The following is a 19,482-nucleotide window of genomic DNA, read 5'->3' on the forward strand; positions in this document are numbered from 1 at the left end:
GGGTTAGATGCTGTTGCCGTTCAGGCCCTTGAGGCCCGGCGTGCGAAAACGAATCACATCCTTGTGTTGCAGACCGTTGTCTTGCAGCGATTTGGCCGGGTCAGGGCTCCAAGGCTGGCCCGATTTGAGCCACTCCACTGTATCCCAATCAATCTTGGCAAAGTCTGGGTGAAAACCATAGACTCCGGGCAGCACCGCCGTGGCCAGCGCGCCAAACGGGGTCTCGGGCGGCAGCGGCAGGGCTACCGGAGCGCAAATCATCAGGTGGTCTTCCCAGCCAATGAACAGCAACGGTGCTGGAAAGTTTTCGCGCCGGTCACGGGCGGGAAAGTCGTAGGGCTTGAGGGCGACAACGCTCATTATTTGGCTCCTTCGTTGGCTGTGCCGGGCAGCTCTTCGCCGCGCCAGGCGGCAAAATTTTTCTGGTCTTCCGACCCTTCAAAGTCGAAGTTGTCACGGCCCACATTCAGGTGGTAGTAGGCCATCACAGCGGCCAGCGGGTCAAAGCCTTCTACCGTCGGGTCGGTGCCTTCAGGGAAGCAGTTGCCTTGGTAGATTTGATGCACCGGCAGCCAAGCTTGCGCGTATTTTTCCGGCTCGTGGTCAAAAATCTCTTTGCAACCGTCGCTGCAAAAGTGGTATTTGTCGCCTTGGTAGTCGGTCTCGCGGTAGCAAATTTTGGTCGGGTCGCCGGGTTCGGTAAAGAACATCGGAATCTGGCAAGTGGTACACAACATGGGCAGCGTGGTGTTGTAAAAACGCTTGCCGTCTTGCTGCTGCGCGTGGAAATGCTCCAGACGTGGGCGGTAGTACTTATCGAAGGTCTCGGGGTACTTTTCGCTCAGCCAGTTGAGTTCGTCCTCTTTGGGCACCCAAGTGTGGAAGGGCGCGGCAGCGGCGTAGTTGTAGAAGGTGTTCCAAGCTTGGTGGCTGATGTGGTCTTTGCCTTCGCAAGCCATCTTCCAGCCTTTAGGCTCGCGGATGCCATAACGGGCCAAGTCGCGGAACAGCGCGCCGCCGTTTTCTTCGGCGTACATCTCCCAGGCTTCTTTCCAGCTCATCACGCGCTTGGGCAGCATGTAATCTTGCATCATGGCCACGATACTGAGCAGGCGGTAACCGCGCCAGAACCATTTATCAATCCAGCGTTGCACAATCGGCACGTTGTCGGGGTCTTGCTCCAGCATGAACTTGATGCACTCGATGCCCAAGGTCATGTGGCGCGATTCGTCCGACTGGGCCGAAAAGCCAAAGGTCACGGTGGACATATCGCCGTTGTGCGCCGCGCCGCTCATGAAGGGCACAAACAGCAGGTTGGTCAGCACATACTCGAATGAGAAGCTCACGGCGGTGAGGAACTCGAACGGGCCAGCCGTGGCAGCATCTTCAAAGAACGACTTGGGCACCGACAGGTACCACACGCGGTCGAACATGTGCGGGGCTTCGTTCAGGCCGTTGAAATACTTGTTGTAGTGCGACAGGGCATGGGTTTCGGTCTGGCAGTGGCGCAATTCGTCAATCGACTGCATTTGCGCGGCCACGCGGGCACCGGCGCCGGTGAAGTGGCGGCCCACGTGGGCAAAACCCCGGTGCGCTTGGTATTCCAGCGGCGTTACGGCCTGCAAGAAGATTTTCAGCGCATTGACATAGCGCGCATCGGTAATGCCCAGCTGGCCGTTGTTTTGGGCAAAAGCCTCAATCACGGCGTAGAGCTTTTTCTCTTTTTCGCCCTGGTATTTCCAGTAGGCATCCATCGTCAGGCGGAAGGGGTCTTCCCACTTGTCCCAATCGTGGATTTTGATGCCTTCGTATTTGTCGTAAGGGAACACCTTGTCCATCGGTTGGTAGGTGGTGTCCCAGGCCAAATCGCGCGTCATGGCGATGTAGCGTTCTTTCAGGCCAAGTTTCTTTTTGGTAACGGGTGCGTCCATGGTGTGAACTCCTTGGGTTGCGGCAATCAGGGGGTAGGGTGGCGGCTTTAGCGCAGCCAGCTCAGGCTCAACTCGTCGTCGTCTTCGTTGATGTGGCCAGAGATGGTCACCAAGTTGACGTGGATTTGTTGCAGGTCAAAGCGTTGGCCGGTTTGCTCTTCAATGGTTTCGCGGCGCACCACCAAGCGGCCGGGGGCCGAAATTTTGACCAGCCCGGGCGAATGCACCGCGCTGGCTTCGGGGTTGTCGGCCAAAATGGCATCGACAATCGGGCGCGACTCTTCGTTGTCTTGCAGCGCAATGAAAACTTTGGAAACGATTTCGGTCATGAAGCACTCTCTCGGTCAGACGGCCAAACCGGCCTTGCGGGCGCGGGCATTGAGGGTTTCGCGCACCGCTTGCAGGGCCTCGGCACCAGCGGCACCCAAAGCGATTTCGGCCACCGGGGCCAAGGCGGCTTGGGCCAAATCGGCGTAGCGCTGGAGCCAGCCGCTGATCAGGGTTTGGTTGTCGGCGCTTTCTGCCGCAGCGACCTTGACCACGGCATCAATCCAACGGTTGGATTCGGTGTGCCACTCGGGCATAAAGGCAGTGAGCATGGCCACGGCAGTGCCGCCTTGCACGGCCAGTTGGTCATCGACGAAGTGGTTGTAAATCAGCGGGAACAGCAGGCCATCCAAGGCCAAGTTTTGCGCCACAAACAGCTCAAATGGGTCGTTAATCACCAGGCTGTCTTCGACCAAGCGGCGCAGTACCTGCCAGCGCGGGTCTTGCAGCCAAGCGTTTTTGCCCGCCTCCAGCGCGCCAGGCTCGCCCAAGGCCAGACCCAGACGGGTCAGGTATTGGGCCACGCCCAATTGGTCCATCGCGTGCATCATGGCCGGGGCGGTGAAGGCCGTGCCATAGCCACGCGAGCAAATGTTGCAGTTGTTCATGTTGGCACCCCAGGCCACATGGCGCAGGGGCATCAGCACTTCTACCGCTTTGGCGCGCAGGGCATCGCTGGTTTTGGCAATCAGGCCGCGCGATTCGACAAACTGGTAGTTGGACTCCATCGCCTCTTGCTGGCGCGCACGCGCCATCGTCCAGTTGGCGTAGTAGTACTGGCGCGGGTCGCGCAGGGCATCCCAGTCGGCCAGCTTGACGGCGGTGCGGCCCGTGTCAAACAACTCAAACTCAGGCTCCCAAGTGGGGCGGTAGTGGAAGTTGGTGGTGGGCTGGATGCCCAAGGTGGCCTCGTGGTAGCGCGATGCGGCTTTGTCGCCGGTGTACTTGGCCACACGGGCAAAGGTGTTGCGCTGGGGTTTAATCTCGCGCGCTTGCAGGTCGATGTTCATCTTGTGGTGTCTCCTCAAACTCAAACAGGGGTGGAAACCGGGGTGGCTGTGCCATCGTCCAGGCGCTGAACCCGGTTAATCTGGCAAAAAGCCTCAAAGGCCAACTGGGGCAGCATCAGTTCGACGGCCAGCTCGGGCCAGCCGATAGAAAACTCAAACTCCACCAAACCGTTGGGGCGTGTTTGCAGCACACGCACAAACCGGCGCGAGACATCGCAGGCGATGTCATCGGAGGTGGCTGGCGCGAGGGTGGTCATGTATCAACTCCTTGGGGTTTTGGGCTGGCTGCCTTGGATATTGCAGAAGCCATGCCATGCGCGGCCCAAATGGGCAAAATGTCGATAAAACAAGGGTTTGTCCTTACAAAATCTGCCGTTTTCTGGGCCAGCGGGGCATTGGGGGGATTAGCGTTTCATCTGGCAAAAAATGTTGCGTTGCAATATGATGATTTGATAAAAATAAGCTTATTCCTGATACGCATTTGGTGAAATGCTGTTTTTTCAGGGTTTACCCGGTTCTGCTTTATTGCCAATTTATCGATAGTTTGCCCATGCCTGTCGCCCAGAACCTCGCTCTTCCCTCGGATGCCGACCTGCGTCGGTTGGTGCATTTTTCGGCGGGTGATGGCCGCATTTGGCTCTCGGGCCAGCGCATGGTGCTGGTACATGCCGCCGCACTGCACGCACTGCGGCGCGAACTCATCAACACCTTGGGGCCAGCGCAAACCCGGCGCTTGCTGCTGCGTGCCGGGTATGCCTCGGGCGAGCGCGATGCCCTGCTGGCGTGCCAAGTACGCCCCGGTGCCAGCGTGTTTGAGATGTTTGCCGTGGGCTTGCAATTGCACATGCTGGAGGGCGCGGTGCAAGTCACCCCTGAAATTTTTGAAGTCGATGAAGCGGGTGGGCATTTTTCAGGTCAATTTCGCTGGAACCACAGCTGGGAAGTCGAAGCACAGTTGCGCGACTTTGGCCCACAAGAAGAACCCACTTGCTGGATGTTGCTGGGCTATGCCTCGGGCTACACCAGTGCGTTTTTTAAGCGCTCGGTGCTGTTCAAAGAAGTGCAATGCGCCGCTTGTGGCCACGACCATTGCCGCATTGAAGGGCGCTTTGCCGAAGAATGGCCCGATGCCGAAACCATCGCGCGCGACTACAACCCCGACTCGGTGCTGGTACAACTGGATGAATTGCAATCGCAGGTGCAAAGCCTACGCACGCAGCTAGAACAGCCCGCCGATGACCTAGGGCGCATCATTGGGCGCTCGCGCGCTTTTGAGCAAACCGTCACCCTGCTACGCAAAGCCGCCGCCACCGATGTCACGGTGCTGCTGACGGGCGAGACCGGTGTCGGCAAAGAACGCTTTGCGCGCGCGCTGCACGCGATGGGAGCGCGGGCGGATAAACCGTTTGTGGCCGTCAACTGCGCGGCCTTGCCCGCCGAATTGATTGAAAGCGAACTTTTTGGCGCAGAAAAAGGCGCTTACACCGGCGCTTCCGCCTTACGCATTGGCCGTTTTGAACGCGCCCACGGCGGCACGCTGCTGCTGGACGAACTGGGCGAAATGCCGCTGCCGGTGCAGGCCAAGCTGCTGCGCGTGCTGCAAACGGGCGAAATTGAACGCCTAGGCGGGCACGAAGCGCGGCGCGTCGATGTGCGCGTGGTAGCCGCCACCAATGTCGATTTAGAAAAAGCGGTAGAAGAAGGACGCTTTCGGCGCGATTTGCTCTATCGGCTGAATGTTTATCCGATTCGCATCCCCTCGCTGCGCGAACGCGGCGATGATATTGAACTCATCGCCCTGTACCTGCTGCAAAAATATGCCGTGCGCCACGGCAAGCGCTTGGCTGGCTTTACCGACCGAGCGCTGCTGGCGATGCGCGCGCACCGTTGGCCGGGTAATGTGCGCGAACTAGAAAACCTCATCGAGCGCGGCGTGATTCTTACCCCCTCGGACGAAAGTGTGGATGCCGATATGCTGTTTCCACACATCACCGTGCAAGCTGGGGCCACCATCAATGCCCGTGGCGCATTGGAGCGCACCGTGGCGGCACCCGCTGCCCAATCGGCGCAACTTTACGACACCCTGCTGCACAGCGGCCTATCGTTAGAGGCGCTAGAAGACACCCTGATACGCGAGGCCGTGGCCCGTGCCGGGGGCAACCTGTCGGCCGCTGCGCGCACCTTGGGCCTGACGCGGCCCCAATTGAGCTACCGGCTGTCGCGCCTGAACGAGCGCGCGCCGTCCTGAGCAGTTAGGAAGGTGCTGATGGCTAAACGTGCTTTTTTCCTGCCCAATGCGGCCCATGAACTGCCCGACGATGGCAGTGACCCCTCACGCACCCTGACCGAGCAAACCTACAACCGACTGCGCCAAGCCATCATCGAGGGCCAACTGCCCCCCGGCAGCAAACTGCGTATCGAACACCTGCGCCAACAGTATGGCGTGGGCGCTGGTACGCTGCGCGAAGCCGTCACCCGCTTGGTCAGTGATGCCTTGGTCACTGCCGAAGGCCAGCGCGGTTTTCGCGTCGCACCAATTGCAATGGAAGACCTCGAAGAACTGACGCGCCTGCGCGTGCTCATTGAAACCGAGGCATTGCGCCAATCTATACGCTATGGCGGCGAGGCGTGGCGACAAGCCCTGCACGCCAGTTATGCCGCCCTGAATGCCGTGGATTACCCCATTCGCGCCGAACAACGCCCGCACTGGGAGGCACTGAACGTGCGTTTTCATGAGGCGCTGCTCAATGGCCACCCCTCGGCGTGGACACAAAAAATCTTGCGCCTACTCTCGCGCCACAGCGAGCGCTACCGGCGCTATGCGATGGGCCTACCGGGCTTGCTGCGCGATGTGCAGGCCGAACACCGCGAAATTTATGCACTCGCCCTGGCCGGGCAGGAGGCCAGAGCCGCGCTGGCGCTGGAGGCGCACATTTGCACTACGCCACACCTGCTGCTGCAAGCAGTGCGCGATGGCCGTTTGGTGCTGCACAGCAGTAGTGATAGCCTCTCTATTTGATGACGAAGAACCCTGATTTCCCTTGGCAAGCAGTTTGCTGGCCGCCAAGTGCTGGTGGAAGAACAAGCGACTGGCGTTTGGCTGATTCGCACAGCAACGGTCATTCCTGACAATGAGCGCTGGCTGCATCAACCTGAAGCGGCGGCTGACTTGGTACGCGCTACGGCTTGGTCAATGCAGCAAGCAGCCTCTGACGCACAAACCGATACCATATTGGCTACTTTGGCCCAAGGTTAGTCAGAAAAATGGGTAAAAACGATTCGCTGGTTCGCATTGACTTGAACAATCCGGTATTTCAAGAACCCCTTTTTCTTTGCAAAAACCGGAGCGTAATGCGGCTATTGATATTTTAAGAAAAATACGCCAGCTCAGTTGGGGGCAGTTTTACCGCGACACTGGCTTAATTTTACGACGGCTGTGCATGATTACTTACTAGGAATAAAAATCAATGTCGCTCACGTGGAAAGCAGCAATATTATTAGCACTGCAAAATTATTCAGTAAAAAATTCAACTGTCAAAGTGGTTCGCCAAAAATTTATTGCAGAAGAAATGACCAACATTATTGAGAAGACCGGGCGTTCTGGTAAAACTCCAGCCCAAACCATCAGCCGGGTTTTGCAGGAGTTGCGAGATGAAGGTATTCTTTTCTTTTCCAGTAACAGTGGTGAATACATACTGAACAATGTAAAAATTGATGCAAGTGCCGAAGATTTTCCGGAAGATGCTTTAGAAAATGCCATTGCAAACGATTGCCTCACACTAAGCGATGTGGAAACGGCCAGTGCAATAGCTGTCAGCAGAATCAGAATGGGTGTCGCGACTCTGCGAAAAAAGACGCTGCTGAACTACAGAAGCTGTTGCGCGCTTTGTGATATTGACGATGCGCGGCTGTTGGTAACCAGTCACATTGCTCGCTGGGCTGACAACCCAGAGGCGCGAGGTTTGCTTTCAAATACCATATGTTTTTGTACCTTGCATGATAAATTGTTTGAAAATGGTTATTTTTCTTTTGAAGATAATTTTTCTGTAATTTGGAAAGAAACGCAAAAAAGTAAAACCATTGAAATATGGAAAAATAGCTGCACGGAAAAATTCAAATTGCCGGTTTATAAAAATCCCAGTTCAGTTTTTATCCATCAGCATCGGCTGCGAACCGGTTTTGTTGTTGGCCGGGTTTGAGCTATCTCGTTATGCAAAATCTGCGTAGTCTGTGCAAGCGATGTGGAGTTTTTTCAAGCGTTCTTCCCAGTGAAGACGTTCCCACGACGGTTACGCATGCTTATTTACCAAAAAATTGACAGAATTATTTATTCAGACGAAAAAAAGCCACCCCGTAGGGTGGCTGCCTGTTGATACAAACCCAGCGCTCTTACAAGCGCCAGCGTTTGTTCAATCAATGGAACTGTTCTTCTTCAGTAGAACCAGTCAGGGCCTTGACGGAGGACGAGCCGCCTTGAATGACCGTGGTCACGTCGTCGAAGTAACCTGTACCCACTTCTTGTTGGTGCGACACGAAGGTGTAGCCTTGTTCGCGCGCGGCAAATTCTGGCTCTTGCACCATTTCAACGTAGTGCTTCATACCTTCGCCGCCAGCGTAAGCCTTGGCAAACTGGAAGGTGTTGTACCAGTTGATGTGGATACCAGCCAAGGTGATGAACTGGTACTTGTAACCCAGTGCCGACAGCTCTTCTTGGAAGGCAGCGATTTGGCTATCGTTGAGGTTCTTTTTCCAGTTGAAGGAAGGCGAGCAGTTGTACGACAGCAGCTTGCCGGGGTTGGCAGCCAATACGGCTTGGGCAAATTCGCGGGCAAAGCCGATGTCTGGCACGCCGGTTTCGCACCACACCAAATCAGCGTAGGGAGCGTAAGCCACGCCACGGCTGATGGATTGCTCCAGACCGTTCTTGACGCGGAAGAAGCCTTCTTGGGTGCGCTCGCCGGTCAGGAAGGGCTTGTCGTTCTCGTCGTAGTCAGAAGTAATCAGGTTGGCGGTTTCAGCGTCGGTGCGGGCCAGAATCAGGGTGGGCACGCCCATCACGTAAAAATCCCGGTTGCGCCAACCGGAGGTAGTGAATACAATACTTTGGTGCCGCACCAATTTAATAATGCACTAAGGAAAACACCATGCAGGCTCTCTCGCCCCCCACAGTCAAGGTCATCGGTGCTAACGGACAGATTTCCCTTGGCAAGCAGTTTGCTGGCCGCCAAGTGCTGGTGGAGGAACAAGAGACCGGCGTTTGGCTGATTCGCACGGCAACGGTCATTCCTGACAATGAGCGCTGGCTGCATCAACCTGAAGCAGCGGCTGATTTAGCCCGCGCTACGGCTTGGTCGGTGCAGCAATCCGCCTCTGACGCACAAACCGATGCCATATTGGCTACTTTGACCCAAGGTTAGCACAAAAAATGGGTAAAGACGATTCGCTGGTTCGGATTGATTTGAACAATCCGGTATTCCAAGAACACCTTTTTTCTTTGCAAAAACCGGAGCGTAATGCGGCTGTTGATACTTTGAGAAAAATACGCCATCTCAGTTGGGGGCAGTTTTACCGTGACAATGGCTTAAAGTGGGAAAAAATTATCAGCGTGAAACCACCGCAGGGCATAGACGCTATTTATTCACTGCGAATTACGCAGTCGAGACGTTGCACAGCGTACCGTGATGGAGATTTTTTGCGCTTGTTGACGGTGGCTCCTGATCATGATAGCACCTATAAGCGGAAATAGGTTAATTAGGACTTACGCAGCCGCCATAGAGACAGACGGACTGCGTAAGTCCTAATTGATTGAGTTATTGCTGGGAATTTACAATTTCTTTTATTTTATTTAATAAATCTTTTTGAAGATTATTGGTTTCAATGCGATTACTGATGTGATCAAACTCACTTTTCTTCACAATTGGTATTATTTTTGCAATAAAATCATCCCAAGCATTAGAGTAAAAACTATCTTTTTCTTCAAAAGCAGCAATTAAGCGTTTTATTTGCTTATCAATACCATTCAAAAATGCCAACTCTAAGTTGGCTGCTGGAATTCGAAGAATGTGCTGTAAATTTTCAATATCCAAATTAATTTCTCTCAAAACCTGCTCGCTGGTAGTGCTGGATTTTCCTTGTTTTAAAATGGCATCAATCCCCGTTGAATCCTTGATAATAAAGGTTGAGTTAGTATTTTGTAGAATATTTAAAATCCCATCGATAGCTTGCACATAAGATGACTGTCCTGCTAAAGCAATGGCAGCTTTCCTGAGTACATTAGCTATATCTGCTATTGAATTAACCGTATTTGATGCAAGTAAACTTTCCTTTTTTTGAATCAGGATTGAATTTACTAAATTACCCTTGCCGCCAGAATAATAACTGTCTAAGTAAGAAAATTCTTTCTGGCTATCTATGTAGCGATTGGATCTATCCTGACTTAATATAGGAGAAGACAATAAAGCATCAAATAAATCACGGGAAAATCGCTCTAATAAATAAGTAAAGCTATTGTCGTTATGTGCGACTTCATGCGTGATTTTATTTATATATTTTTTGCATAAAGCTTCTATTTTTTCATACGTAGATAAGTTATTCCCACAAATTGCGAAGGTAAAAACTGTTAAAATTTTTCCTTCGATTTCTTTAATTTTTTCATCTGTCATTTTTTTAACAAGATGAGTAAAGTTTTCTAAGTATTTCTTATGTATAGAGCTACGAATATTCTGGTTAATTTTTCCAATTGCCAGATCTAAGCGCACACTGTCATCACTTAAAATTCGACGCAATTCAAAATCTTCATAGCTAACTTTTGGAAAATAATTTCCAGTAGAGACAAATTGATCAAATTTATTAGTGAAATATTTTTCTTCGTAGATGTCTTTTTTTAGTTCATCTTGTAATTTTTTAAGTGAAAAGCGCAAGTTTTCTTCTGCTTCTCTATACGCAGATTTAGTGATTTTTGCTTGCTCACTATTTTCTGAAAAATTCTCATCTAAATCACTATTAATTAAAACATCTTCTAGTATAGACTGGACTGATTTTTGGTTAGTGTAAATTTTACGCTTCAATATTTCAAAGCGTTCGCTTTGATAGTATTGAATTAAAGCATTTCGAATATTATCAATACCTAATTCAACATCATGATGTAGATTTATTTTTGGAATAATATTTTCATCGGATAAATATTTATAGGCTGAACCAGTAAAAACACGTTTACGCTCGCCAATTTTATATTTTTCTACATCTGAAATTAGAATATCAGTATTGCCTTGTAATTGCGAAACATCGTTGACTCGATCCAGCTGATTGCCAAAAACAAACAATTTATCTTTTAAGAAAATCCCATCTTCATCGGTATTTTTTGTGATGACGCTTAGTGTGGTGCCCTGTAAACTTGGATTGGTGCCGGCATTTGTAACCAAAATGATAGCATCGGCTGCCTTTAAACGCTCCTCTGTTTGGCGCAAATGAATTTTTGTCGGGGAATCAAAACCAGGAACGTCATAAATAACAGCATTGCTTAATTCTTTGAGTTCTGAAGATTCAATTTCTATGCTACGTACGCTGCGGGGTTTTGATGTATCTTTTCCTTGGTTTTCGCCCTTAATATATGCTTGGAAAGCATCATTTTTTAATTCTTCGCCAGAAAAATTTTTTACATCACCTGTCAAATTGAGGCGATCACGACATTTTAATATGTCTTTTATTTCTTCATCTGTCTTTCCAATATGATTTTTGAATAATGCAGGGTTTTTTGTTTCTAAAGAACTGAAGTAATTATCAAATTCTGTTAAACTCAAATTTCTGAAAATTGCTTGAATTGCATTTTGTTTTAATTGATCTATAGGTTTAGATTTTTTGCTTTCAATTGCAAAAATTCTATTTTTTAGTTTTTCAATTTTTTCTTGTTTGACTTGTGGGTTTTGGATAAAAGTTTCTTCACGCTCTATTTTTAATAAACTCTCCTTTAAAACTTTTAGTTCTGATTTTTCAATTTCAGAAAGTTCCGAGCTATCTTCTTGCTCAATTGTTTTTCTGTTTGTTTGTGTAGTCGGTATATATTCAACTTCTTTAAGGAGCTCTTGAAAAATATCTTCAAATTGTGCTTCTGTGTAAAATTGAACCCTAGCTTTATCAGAGCCGCTGACTAGACGGGTAGATGTAAACGTGCAACGCTCAGGTGCCGAAGGTAAAATAGTGCTTTTGATTAAAGCGTTGGCAAAAGTAGATTTACCTGCTTTTTCTAAACCAACAATAGCAATTTCAAACTCATTACTGATCAGTTTTTGCTTAAATTTTTCATTTTTCTGATAAATTCCTTCTAATTTATTAATTTGATCAGAGTTTAACAAGCGTACTCGATGATTTTCGTTAATTAATCGCTTAATTATTTCGTTACGTTTTTGAATTTTTTCAACTAATTCATTTTTTTCAATTTCAAATTCATTTCTTGAGTTCATGGTAAGTAATTATTCAAATGATTAGAGAATAGATAGAGATTCTGGACTGCACATCAGTGTAACCTGACAGCTCTGACGATAGTGCGGTGAATCATTCGTTTAGATGTCTGCCATCAAAAATTATTGCCGCTATGTGCAGTGGAGTGGGGTTGGCAAAAAAAAGCCACCCTACGGGTGGCTCTTGGCTTTCATTTCTTCTGCCCCAGTTCATAGAAACGGGGCAGAGCATTTAGCTCAATGGAACTGTTCTTCTTCAGTAGAACCAGTCAGCGCCTTGACGGAAGAAGAACCGCCTTGAATAACCGTGGTCACGTCGTCAAAGTAACCTGTACCCACTTCTTGTTGGTGCGACACGAAGGTGTAGCCTTGTTCGCGCGCGGCAAATTCTGGCTCTTGCACCATTTCAACGTAGTGCTTCATACCTTCGCCGCCAGCGTAAGCCTTGGCAAACTGGAAGGTGTTGTACCAGTTGATGTGGATACCAGCCAAGGTGATGAACTGGTACTTGTAACCCAGTGCCGACAGTTCTTCTTGGAAGGCTGCGATTTGGCTGTCGTTGAGGTTTTTCTTCCAGTTGAAGGAAGGCGAGCAGTTGTAGGACAGCAGCTTGCCAGGGCAGGCGGCCAACACGGCTTGGGCAAATTCGCGGGCAAAGCCGATGTCTGGCACGCCGGTTTCGCACCACACCAAGTCAGCGTAAGGAGCGTAAGCCACGCCACGGCTGATGGATTGCTCCAGACCGTTCTTGACACGGAAGAAGCCTTCTTGGGTGCGCTCGCCGGTCAGGAAGGGCTTGTCGTTCTCGTCGTAGTCAGAAGTAATCAGGTTGGCGGCTTCAGCGTCGGTGCGGGCCAGAATCAGGGTGGGCACGCCCATCACGTCGGCGGCAAAACGGGCAGCGATGAGCTTTTCGCAGGCTTCGCGGGTAGGAACCAGCACCCAGAACCACCTGCAAGATCGCTTATCTTGTACGATCAGGGTGAGATAGACAACTTAAAGGTCGGAGGTTCGTTACTCTGACCCGATTTTTCTAGGAGATCCCCGTGGCAAACGAAGGTGATAAGAAGCGATTTTTGTGTTATGAGCTTGGCCTTCTCAGCTTGAAAGCTGCTCTTTCCACTAGAAATAGTGAAGCGCCAGTTTATATGAAAGGAATTGAATTTCATCAGAGGAAGAAGGAGAAAGAAATTTTTCGTGGTGTCCTTGGTAAATTGGAGGAAATGTATGCAAAAGGATGTGTAACGGAAGTTCAGCATGTCAATTTCATTGCCGTAACGGCAGATGAAGTGTCCAATGCCATTGGAGAAAGTCTTCACAAGGGAAGATTTCGAATTGGTGTGATGCAAAAACTGATAAATTTACATTTAAAGTATCTCTGGGTCGCCGGCTATATAAAAGAACCTCCTCATTGTCCAATTGATGGAATTATTCGGGATAAAGCACGCATCCAATATGATTGGACTACCAATGATTCAATTGATGATTACAGGCAAGCTATTGCTGATCTAAAAAGTAAGACAAACGGAAGGAGTTTGTCTGTTTGGGAGCTTGAGGTATTTCGCCGAAAGGATGAAATACAATAATATCATTCAAGTAATCTGGCGCAACCATTGTGGAGTAGCTGTACTGGGAAGATGTTTAAAAACTCTATAACGGTTACGCTGTGCTACTTAAAACTTTGAAAATTTTTAGATATTTTCCGTGAAATGAATTATACAAATATTTTAAAAATAGTGATTAGTTTCTTGCTTGTTAATCAATCAGCAGCACAAAACTTTGATCCAAACACTAAGATAATGAGTATCCCAAAACTAGATGTTGGAGGCGATGAGTATTTAAATGTAAAATTGAGACTAATTTCTGCGGAGTTAATATCTTTTGAGCAGCCATCACCTGGAAATATAGAGCCATCAATTACAGACATTCATTTACCTCATGACTTTGGGGTCGAGACACTAGAAATAAGAAATACAAATAATTCCGACATTATTAAATATACAATTTCCAGTCCAAGTGGCAACTGGTTAAGAGTCGACGAAATTTCCAAAAAAGACTCCACCGGAACATCGTACATCATAAAAATATCATTTGATAAAAACAATGGAAAGTCAAGATCTGCTAATTTAGTTTTAACAAAAAATCAAAATAGTCCAATCAATATATTTCTATCTCAATCAGCGTCAGAAACAAGAGTCCCTGTAAGTAATTACAGCGAAGGGCCGCATGGCTTTTCGTTTGAATATGAAAGTTTTTTATCAGCAAACCGTCCCTACAGTTACTCTGTAGTAGAGGCACCATTAAATCCAATACGATTTGGCCATTCATCAGAAAGATTTGAACTGCGCCATGGAGATTGTGGAGGTCAAGACTGTGGGAGATCTGACGGTTCTCGCGAGCGTAGTGAAGTTTCTCAAAATGGAGACCAAAATCTTGAGGGGAAAACGTACTGGTATGGGTGGTCTATGTATGTGCCGCATGACTTTCCAGAGGTTGGAAATATTCCAGGAACATCTAAAACACAAACATTTGCACAATTTCACCAAAATCCACTGAATCCTGATAGCGGCTGGTATCCAGCTTGGATGTTTGGAAAAGAATTTAATGGAGATTTTATAGTTAGAAGTTTTCCTACGTATAACAATCCACCTTACGTCAGTAATAGTTATAAATTAATAGATAAAAACTATTTTACAAGTCGATGGCACGATTTTCTTGTAAATTCAAAATGGTCAACCAGATCTGATGGATTCATGAAAATTTGGGTTAATGGAGTAAAAAAGGTTGACTACAATGGGCCAACAATGTCTCCAAATAATAAATGGGTTTATTTTAAGTATGGAGCTTATCGACCCTCGGATACTAACAATTTAGGATCTACAGTTATTTATTTTGATGAAATAAGACGTGGCAACCAAAGGTCTGATGTTGACATATTATCAATAGATTTAGATTAAAAAAGGATCCAGTTTTCACAAAAAAAGCCACCCCTGCGGGTGGCTGATTGTCATTGCACTTTAAGCCCCCTTGCAATGGCTTGAAGTTACCAGATCAGTGGAACTGTTCTTCTTCGGTAGAACCAGTCAGGGCCTTGACGGAGGAAGAGCCGCCTTGGATCACGGTGGTCACGTCGTCGAAGTAACCGGTGCCCACTTCTTGTTGGTGCGACACGAAGGTGTAGCCCATTTCGCGAGCAGCGAATTCTGGCTCTTGCACCATTTCAACGTAGTGCTTCATGCCTTCGCCGCGAGCGTAAGCGTGGGCAAACTTGAAGGTGTTGTACCAGTTGACGTGGATACCAGCCAAGGTGATGAATTGGTACTTGTAGCCCAGAGCCGACAGTTCTTCTTGGAACGAAGCGATTTGGCTGTCGTTGAGGTTCTTCTTCCAGTTGAAGGAAGGCGAGCAGTTGTAGGACAGCAGCTTGCCAGGGCAGGCGGCCAACACGGCTTGGGCAAATTCGCGGGCAAAGCCGATGTCTGGCACGCCAGTTTCGCACCACACCAAGTCAGCGTAGGGAGCGTAAGCCACACCACGGCTGATAGATTGCTCCAGACCGTTCTTGACACGGAAGAAGCCTTCTTGGGTGCGCTCGCCAGTCAGGAAAGGCTTGTCGTTCTCGTCGTAGTCAGAAGTAATCAGGTTGGCGGCTTCTGCGTCGGTACGGGCCAGAATCAGGGTAGGCACGCCCATCACGTCGGCAGCAAAACGGGCAGAAATCAGCTTCTCGCAGGCTTCACGGGTGGGAACCAGCACCTTGCCGCCCATGTGACCGCACTTCTTGGCAGCAGCCAGTTGGTCTTCGAAGTGAACGCCAGCAGCACCAGCGGCGATCATGTTCTTCATCAGTTCGAAAGCGTTGAGCACGCCACCGAAACCGGCTTCAGCGTCAGCCACGATAGGCAGGAAGTAGTCGATGAAACCTTCGTCGCCGGGGTTGATGCCACGGCTCCACTGGATTTCATCTGCACGCTTGAAGGTGTTGTTGATGCGGCGCACCATGGTGGGCACCGAGTCGTAGGCGTACAGCGATTGGTCGGGGTACATGGTTTCGGAAGTGTTGCCATCGGCAGCCACTTGCCAGCCCGACAGATAGACGGCTTCCAAACCGGCTTTGGCTTGTTGCATAGCTTGACCGGCGGTGATAGCGCCGAAAGCGTTGACGTAGCCCTTCTTAGCGCCACCATTGACTTTGTCCCACAGCACCTTGGCACCGCGTTGGGCCAGTGTGTATTCTGGTTGCAGCGAGCCGCGCAGGCGCACCACGTCGGCGGCAGAGTAGCCGCGCTTGACACCCTTCCAGCGGGGGTTTTCGGCCCAGTCTTTTTCCAGGGCGGCAATTTGCTGTTCGCGGGTCAGGTTTTGGGACATTGGTGAACTCCAAAGTGAATTGAAAGGGTTGAAAGGGGTTGGCCCACATTGCGAAGCCATTGGGGTTTACTTTAAGTCTTATAGAAGACTTGTGCAATTCTTATGTCTTATAGAAGACATAAGAATTTGCCAATACAAATCAATGACTTGCTTTTCTTTTTCTCATAGTGATATGACATTTTCGTGATACGGAAGATTTTTTCTTGCCGACCACGGGTTTGATTTCACTATAAGAAATCAGCATTCACTTGCTAAGAAAACAAGCTCAGGGGCGCTGCATCGTGCAGCGGTGGGGCTGTTGCGTTTGGGCGGCGGGAATGTCGCGCAGCACGCGAAAGCCGTAGCCCGAGCCTTCCACATCAAACTTCACACCGGGGTTGCCTTGTTTGTCCATCACCCCGACCACTAACGGCTGCTGAAATTGGTGGTCTTCGGCCCGCATGGCACCACTGCGCCCGCCCAGTTGCACGCTGGCCTTTTCCATTTGCCGCGCCACAGCCACGGTGTCGGTGCTGGCAGCACGCTCTATCGATTGCGCCAAAGTTTCGACCATCAATTGCATGCGCATGTGGACATAATCATCCTGCGGCTGTGGGAAGCGCTGGCGGAAAGACTGGTAAAAGCCCTCGCTGGCAGCACCGGGCACGTTGGGCAGCCAATCGGCCACTGCCACCACCTTGCCCACACCGGCATCCCCCAAAGCGGCCGGAGCGCCCAAGGCATTGCCATAGAAGGTATAGAAGGTACCGTTGAAGCCGGTTTCGCGTGCTGCCTTGACCAACAGCGTCAAATCATTGCCCCAGTTGCCAGTAATCACGGCTTGGGCACCGCTGGATTTGATTTTCACGGCGTAAGGGGCAAAATCTTTCACCCGGCCTACCGGGTGCAGCTCATCGCCCACAATCGCCACATCTGGGCGCTGGGCCGTCAATTGGCGTTTGGCCTCGCGCAGCACGGCTTGACCAAAGCTGTAATCTTGGCCTATCAGATAGACGTTTTTTAGGGCGGTGTCGGCACGCACCACGTCCATTAAGGCGGCCATGCGCATATCGGCATGGGCATCAAAGCGGAAATGCCAGAAGCTGCATTTTTCGTTGGTCAGCACCGGATCAACCGCTGAATAGTTGAGAAACAGCACACGCTTGTCCGGCTCGCGGCTGTTGTGTTTGTTGATGGCATCCAGCAAGGCGGCGGCCGTGGCCGAGGAGTTGCCTTGCAAAATCACCCGCGCGCCATCGTCAATGGCAGCGCGCAGGGCCGACAGAGCTTCTTCGTTTTGCCCCTTGCTGTCGTAGCGTTGTACCACCAGTGGGCGCGGGCCACCCGCGTTGGCGGGCAACTGCACGCCGCCACGCGCATTCACACGCTCGGTAGCCCAAACAATGTTGCGAAACACGGCTTCGCCGGTATTGGCAAATGGGCCTGAGAGGCTCTCAATCAACGCCAATTTGATGGGGGCAGCAGTGCTGGCCGGTGCTGCAGACCGAGTCGGTGTAGTTGGTGTCTGCGCAGTGGCAGAGGTGGCCGCCAGTGTGAGGGCAGCCAAGACACAGGTGACGCTGCCACGCAAAGCGGCCACAGACGGAAACCGAGAAACACGAACCGAAGAAGGCATGGAACAAAACTTTCTTTGTGCAAGAGAAAAGGTGGCCCATGTTAGCCCGACAACGGCCCCACCCCGCCCCTGCGCTCCTACCCGACACGGTGGCAGCGGCTATCGCACTATTCCAGCTTGGCACCCTCTACCGTCGCAATCACGCCACCACCCAAACAGACCTCGCCGTCGTACAGCACTGCCGATTGGCCCGGTGTCACTGCCCATTGTGCAGCCTCAAACTGCAAGGCAAACTGGTGTACGTCGGTGCCGCTCAGGGTGCAAGCGGCATCCTGCTGGCGGTAGCGGGTTTTGGCTGCATAAGCGCCCGGCACAGGTGGGCCACCGGCAATCCAGCTGGCATCTTGTGCCGTGAGCTGCTGCGACAGCAACCAAGGATGCTCATGGCCTTGCACTACGCGCAGCACGTTGTTGTCCAACTCTTTGCGCGCCACAAACCAGGGTTGGTGTTCACCACCGCCGCGCTGTGCGCCCTTTTCTTTGATACCGCCAATGCCCAAACCTTGGCGCTGGCCCAAGGTATAAAAACTCAAGCCCACATGCTGACCAATTTTGCGGCCCCGCTCATCCAGAATCGGGCCGGGGGCATGGTGGATATAGCGGTTCAAAAACTCACGGAACGGGCGCTCGCCAATAAAACAAATGCCGGTAGAGTCTTTCTTTTTGGCATTGGGCAGGCCAATCTCGGCGGCAATACGGCGCACTTCGGTTTTGTGCAACTCACCCACCGGAAACAGCGTTTTAGACAATTGGGCTTGGTTGAGCCGGTGCAAAAAATAGCTTTGGTCTTTGCTCGGATCTAAGCCTTTGAGCAACTCAAACCAACCCGTGCTGGTGTTGTGGCGCACGCGCGCATAGTGGCCGGTAGCAATTTTTTCCGCCCCCAGCCGCATGGCGTGGTCTAAAAAAGATTTGAACTTGATTTCGGCATTGCACAGAATGTCGGGGTTGGGCGTGCGCCCGGCTTGGTACTCGCGCAAAAATTCGGCAAACACCCGGTCTTTGTACTCGGCGGCAAAATTCACATGCTCTATCTCAATGCCAAGCACATCAGCGACCGAGGCGGCATCGAGAAAATCTTGGCGGCTGGAGCAATATTCGCTATCGTCGTCATCTTCCCAGTTTTTCATGAAGATACCGACCACCTCATGCCCCTGCTGCTGGAGCAAATAAGCCGTCACGGCCGAATCCACACCGCCGCTCAGGCCCACGACCACACGTTGCTTGCTCATGGCTGCGCTTTCAAACAGGATGGCGGGCAGCGGGGCTGGTCAGCACACTGGCATCGGTATGGATTAAATCGACTGGGTAACGGCGGCCAGCCAAATAATCTTCAATACATTGCAGCACCAAGGGGCTGCGGTGGCGTTCGGTGCTGGCGCGCAGTTCTTCTAGGCTCATCCACACCGGCCCAATGATGCCGTCGTCCAAGGGGCGCTCGGGGTAGTGCTGGCCCAGCGTGCCGCAAAAGGCAAAGCGCAGGTAGGTGATGTCGTTGCCGGTGCGCGTGCGGGTAAAACGGTTCAGGTACACCCCGACCAACTCGGTGGGGGTGAAGTCATAGGCCGTCTCTTCTAGCACCTCGCGCGCGCAGGCAGCCACGGGGGACTCGCCGGGGTCCAGGTGCCCAGCAGGGTTGTTCAGACGCAGACCATCGGCGGTGTTTTCCTCGATCAGCATGAATTTTCCGTCGCGCTCGATGATGGCAGCCACGGTGACATTGGGTTTCCAGCGGTTTGGCATGATGGCGTGCATTATCGCTGTCGGCGCTG

Annotated in this window: 19 protein-coding genes and 2 pseudogenes; 9 read left to right on the top strand and 12 right to left on the bottom strand. The window is 50.8% G+C overall.

Annotated elements, in window-relative coordinates:
- Positions 1–3: 3 nt before the first annotated feature.
- The 5 genes from PHX60_RS10040 to PHX60_RS10060 are packed head-to-tail and all read right to left on the bottom strand — an operon-like array spanning position 4 to position 3,525.
- On the bottom strand, positions 4–360 hold the full coding sequence (locus tag PHX60_RS10040; RefSeq protein ID WP_300077142.1) for a phenol hydroxylase subunit P4: 357 nt from the start codon (positions 358–360) through the stop codon (positions 4–6).
- Complete coding sequence (locus tag PHX60_RS10045) at positions 360–1,931, bottom strand: aromatic/alkene/methane monooxygenase hydroxylase/oxygenase subunit alpha (RefSeq protein ID WP_300077143.1); 1,572 nt, start codon at positions 1,929–1,931, stop codon at positions 360–362. Before PHX60_RS10045 ends, PHX60_RS10040 begins: the two co-directional genes overlap by 1 nt.
- Positions 1,932–1,978: 47 nt before the next feature.
- Positions 1,979–2,260 (bottom strand): MmoB/DmpM family protein, encoded by a 282-nt coding sequence (locus PHX60_RS10050; protein WP_300077144.1) that lies wholly within the window; start codon positions 2,258–2,260, stop codon positions 1,979–1,981.
- 15 nt (positions 2,261–2,275) lie between these two features.
- Positions 2,276–3,268, bottom strand: a complete 993-nt coding sequence (locus PHX60_RS10055; RefSeq protein ID WP_300077145.1) for a phenol hydroxylase — start codon at positions 3,266–3,268, stop codon at positions 2,276–2,278.
- A gap of 20 nt (positions 3,269–3,288) precedes the next feature.
- A complete protein-coding gene (locus PHX60_RS10060) occupies positions 3,289–3,525 on the bottom strand; it encodes a phenol hydroxylase subunit (protein ID WP_300077146.1) in 237 nt (78 codons plus the stop codon).
- A gap of 33 nt (positions 3,526–3,558) precedes the next feature.
- On the opposite strand from PHX60_RS10060, the gene PHX60_RS10065 reads away from it, so the two are divergent.
- From PHX60_RS10065 to PHX60_RS10085, 5 genes are all read left to right on the top strand, one after another.
- A complete protein-coding gene (locus PHX60_RS10065) occupies positions 3,559–3,756 on the top strand; it encodes a hypothetical protein (RefSeq protein ID WP_300077147.1) in 198 nt (65 codons plus the stop codon).
- A 62-nt stretch (positions 3,757–3,818) separates the two neighbouring features.
- Entirely contained in the window at positions 3,819–5,516 is a 1,698-nt protein-coding gene (locus tag PHX60_RS10070) for a sigma-54-dependent Fis family transcriptional regulator (protein ID WP_300077148.1), read from the top strand.
- Positions 5,517–5,534: 18 nt separating this feature from the next.
- The gene (locus tag PHX60_RS10075; RefSeq protein ID WP_300077149.1) at positions 5,535–6,287 is read left to right on the top strand and encodes a GntR family transcriptional regulator; all 753 of its coding nucleotides are present in this window, start codon (positions 5,535–5,537) and stop codon (positions 6,285–6,287) included.
- Between the two features lie 48 nt (positions 6,288–6,335).
- Positions 6,336–6,524, top strand: coding sequence for a hypothetical protein (locus PHX60_RS10080; protein ID WP_300077150.1), 189 nt, complete (start codon positions 6,336–6,338; stop codon positions 6,522–6,524).
- Between the two features lie 211 nt (positions 6,525–6,735).
- Positions 6,736–7,467 carry an HNH endonuclease gene (locus tag PHX60_RS10085; RefSeq protein WP_300077151.1) on the top strand — a complete coding sequence of 244 codons (732 nt, stop codon included), beginning with the start codon at positions 6,736–6,738 and terminating at the stop codon, positions 7,465–7,467.
- Between the two features lie 214 nt (positions 7,468–7,681).
- Here PHX60_RS10085 and PHX60_RS10090 read toward each other — a convergent pair.
- Positions 7,682–8,326: pseudogene (locus tag PHX60_RS10090) on the bottom strand (isocitrate lyase); the annotation flags it as partial.
- Positions 8,327–8,412: 86 nt separating this feature from the next.
- Here PHX60_RS10090 and PHX60_RS10095 point away from each other — a divergent pair.
- Together PHX60_RS10095 and PHX60_RS10100 are read left to right on the top strand one after the other, a co-directional pair.
- Entirely contained in the window at positions 8,413–8,685 is a 273-nt protein-coding gene (locus PHX60_RS10095) for a hypothetical protein (protein WP_300077152.1), read from the top strand.
- A gap of 8 nt (positions 8,686–8,693) precedes the next feature.
- The gene (locus PHX60_RS10100; protein WP_300077153.1) at positions 8,694–9,014 is read left to right on the top strand and encodes a hypothetical protein; all 321 of its coding nucleotides are present in this window, start codon (positions 8,694–8,696) and stop codon (positions 9,012–9,014) included.
- Between the two features lie 64 nt (positions 9,015–9,078).
- On the opposite strand, the gene PHX60_RS10105 is transcribed toward PHX60_RS10100, so the two are convergent.
- Together PHX60_RS10105 and PHX60_RS10110 are read right to left on the bottom strand one after the other, a co-directional pair.
- A complete protein-coding gene (locus PHX60_RS10105; RefSeq protein WP_300077154.1) occupies positions 9,079–11,727 on the bottom strand; it encodes a dynamin family protein in 2,649 nt (882 codons plus the stop codon).
- Positions 11,728–11,961: 234 nt separating this feature from the next.
- Positions 11,962–12,666 (bottom strand): annotated as a pseudogene (locus PHX60_RS10110) (isocitrate lyase); the annotation flags it as partial.
- 104 nt (positions 12,667–12,770) lie between these two features.
- Here PHX60_RS10110 and PHX60_RS10115 point away from each other — a divergent pair.
- Together PHX60_RS10115 and PHX60_RS10120 are read left to right on the top strand one after the other, a co-directional pair.
- Positions 12,771–13,310, top strand: coding sequence for a hypothetical protein (locus PHX60_RS10115; protein ID WP_300077155.1), 540 nt, complete (start codon positions 12,771–12,773; stop codon positions 13,308–13,310).
- 123 nt (positions 13,311–13,433) lie between these two features.
- The gene (locus tag PHX60_RS10120; RefSeq protein WP_300077156.1) at positions 13,434–14,681 is read left to right on the top strand and encodes a polysaccharide lyase; all 1,248 of its coding nucleotides are present in this window, start codon (positions 13,434–13,436) and stop codon (positions 14,679–14,681) included.
- A 94-nt stretch (positions 14,682–14,775) separates the two neighbouring features.
- Here the strand turns inward: PHX60_RS10120 and aceA are convergent, their stop codons facing one another.
- From aceA to PHX60_RS10140, 4 genes are all read right to left on the bottom strand, one after another.
- A complete protein-coding gene (gene aceA, locus PHX60_RS10125; protein ID WP_300077157.1) occupies positions 14,776–16,095 on the bottom strand; it encodes an isocitrate lyase in 1,320 nt (439 codons plus the stop codon).
- A 265-nt stretch (positions 16,096–16,360) separates the two neighbouring features.
- Positions 16,361–17,710 carry a branched-chain amino acid ABC transporter substrate-binding protein gene (locus tag PHX60_RS10130; protein ID WP_300077158.1) on the bottom strand — a complete coding sequence of 450 codons (1,350 nt, stop codon included), beginning with the start codon at positions 17,708–17,710 and terminating at the stop codon, positions 16,361–16,363.
- A gap of 107 nt (positions 17,711–17,817) precedes the next feature.
- A complete protein-coding gene (gene mnmA, locus PHX60_RS10135) occupies positions 17,818–18,942 on the bottom strand; it encodes a tRNA 2-thiouridine(34) synthase MnmA (RefSeq protein WP_300077159.1) in 1,125 nt (374 codons plus the stop codon).
- A gap of 10 nt (positions 18,943–18,952) precedes the next feature.
- On the bottom strand, positions 18,953–19,453 hold the full coding sequence (locus tag PHX60_RS10140; protein ID WP_300077160.1) for an NUDIX hydrolase: 501 nt from the start codon (positions 19,451–19,453) through the stop codon (positions 18,953–18,955).
- Positions 19,454–19,482: the final 29 nt, after the last annotated feature.

Origin of the sequence: Giesbergeria sp., assembly GCF_028686475.1 — a bacterium.
Classification (GTDB): domain Bacteria; phylum Pseudomonadota; class Gammaproteobacteria; order Burkholderiales; family Burkholderiaceae_C; genus Simplicispira.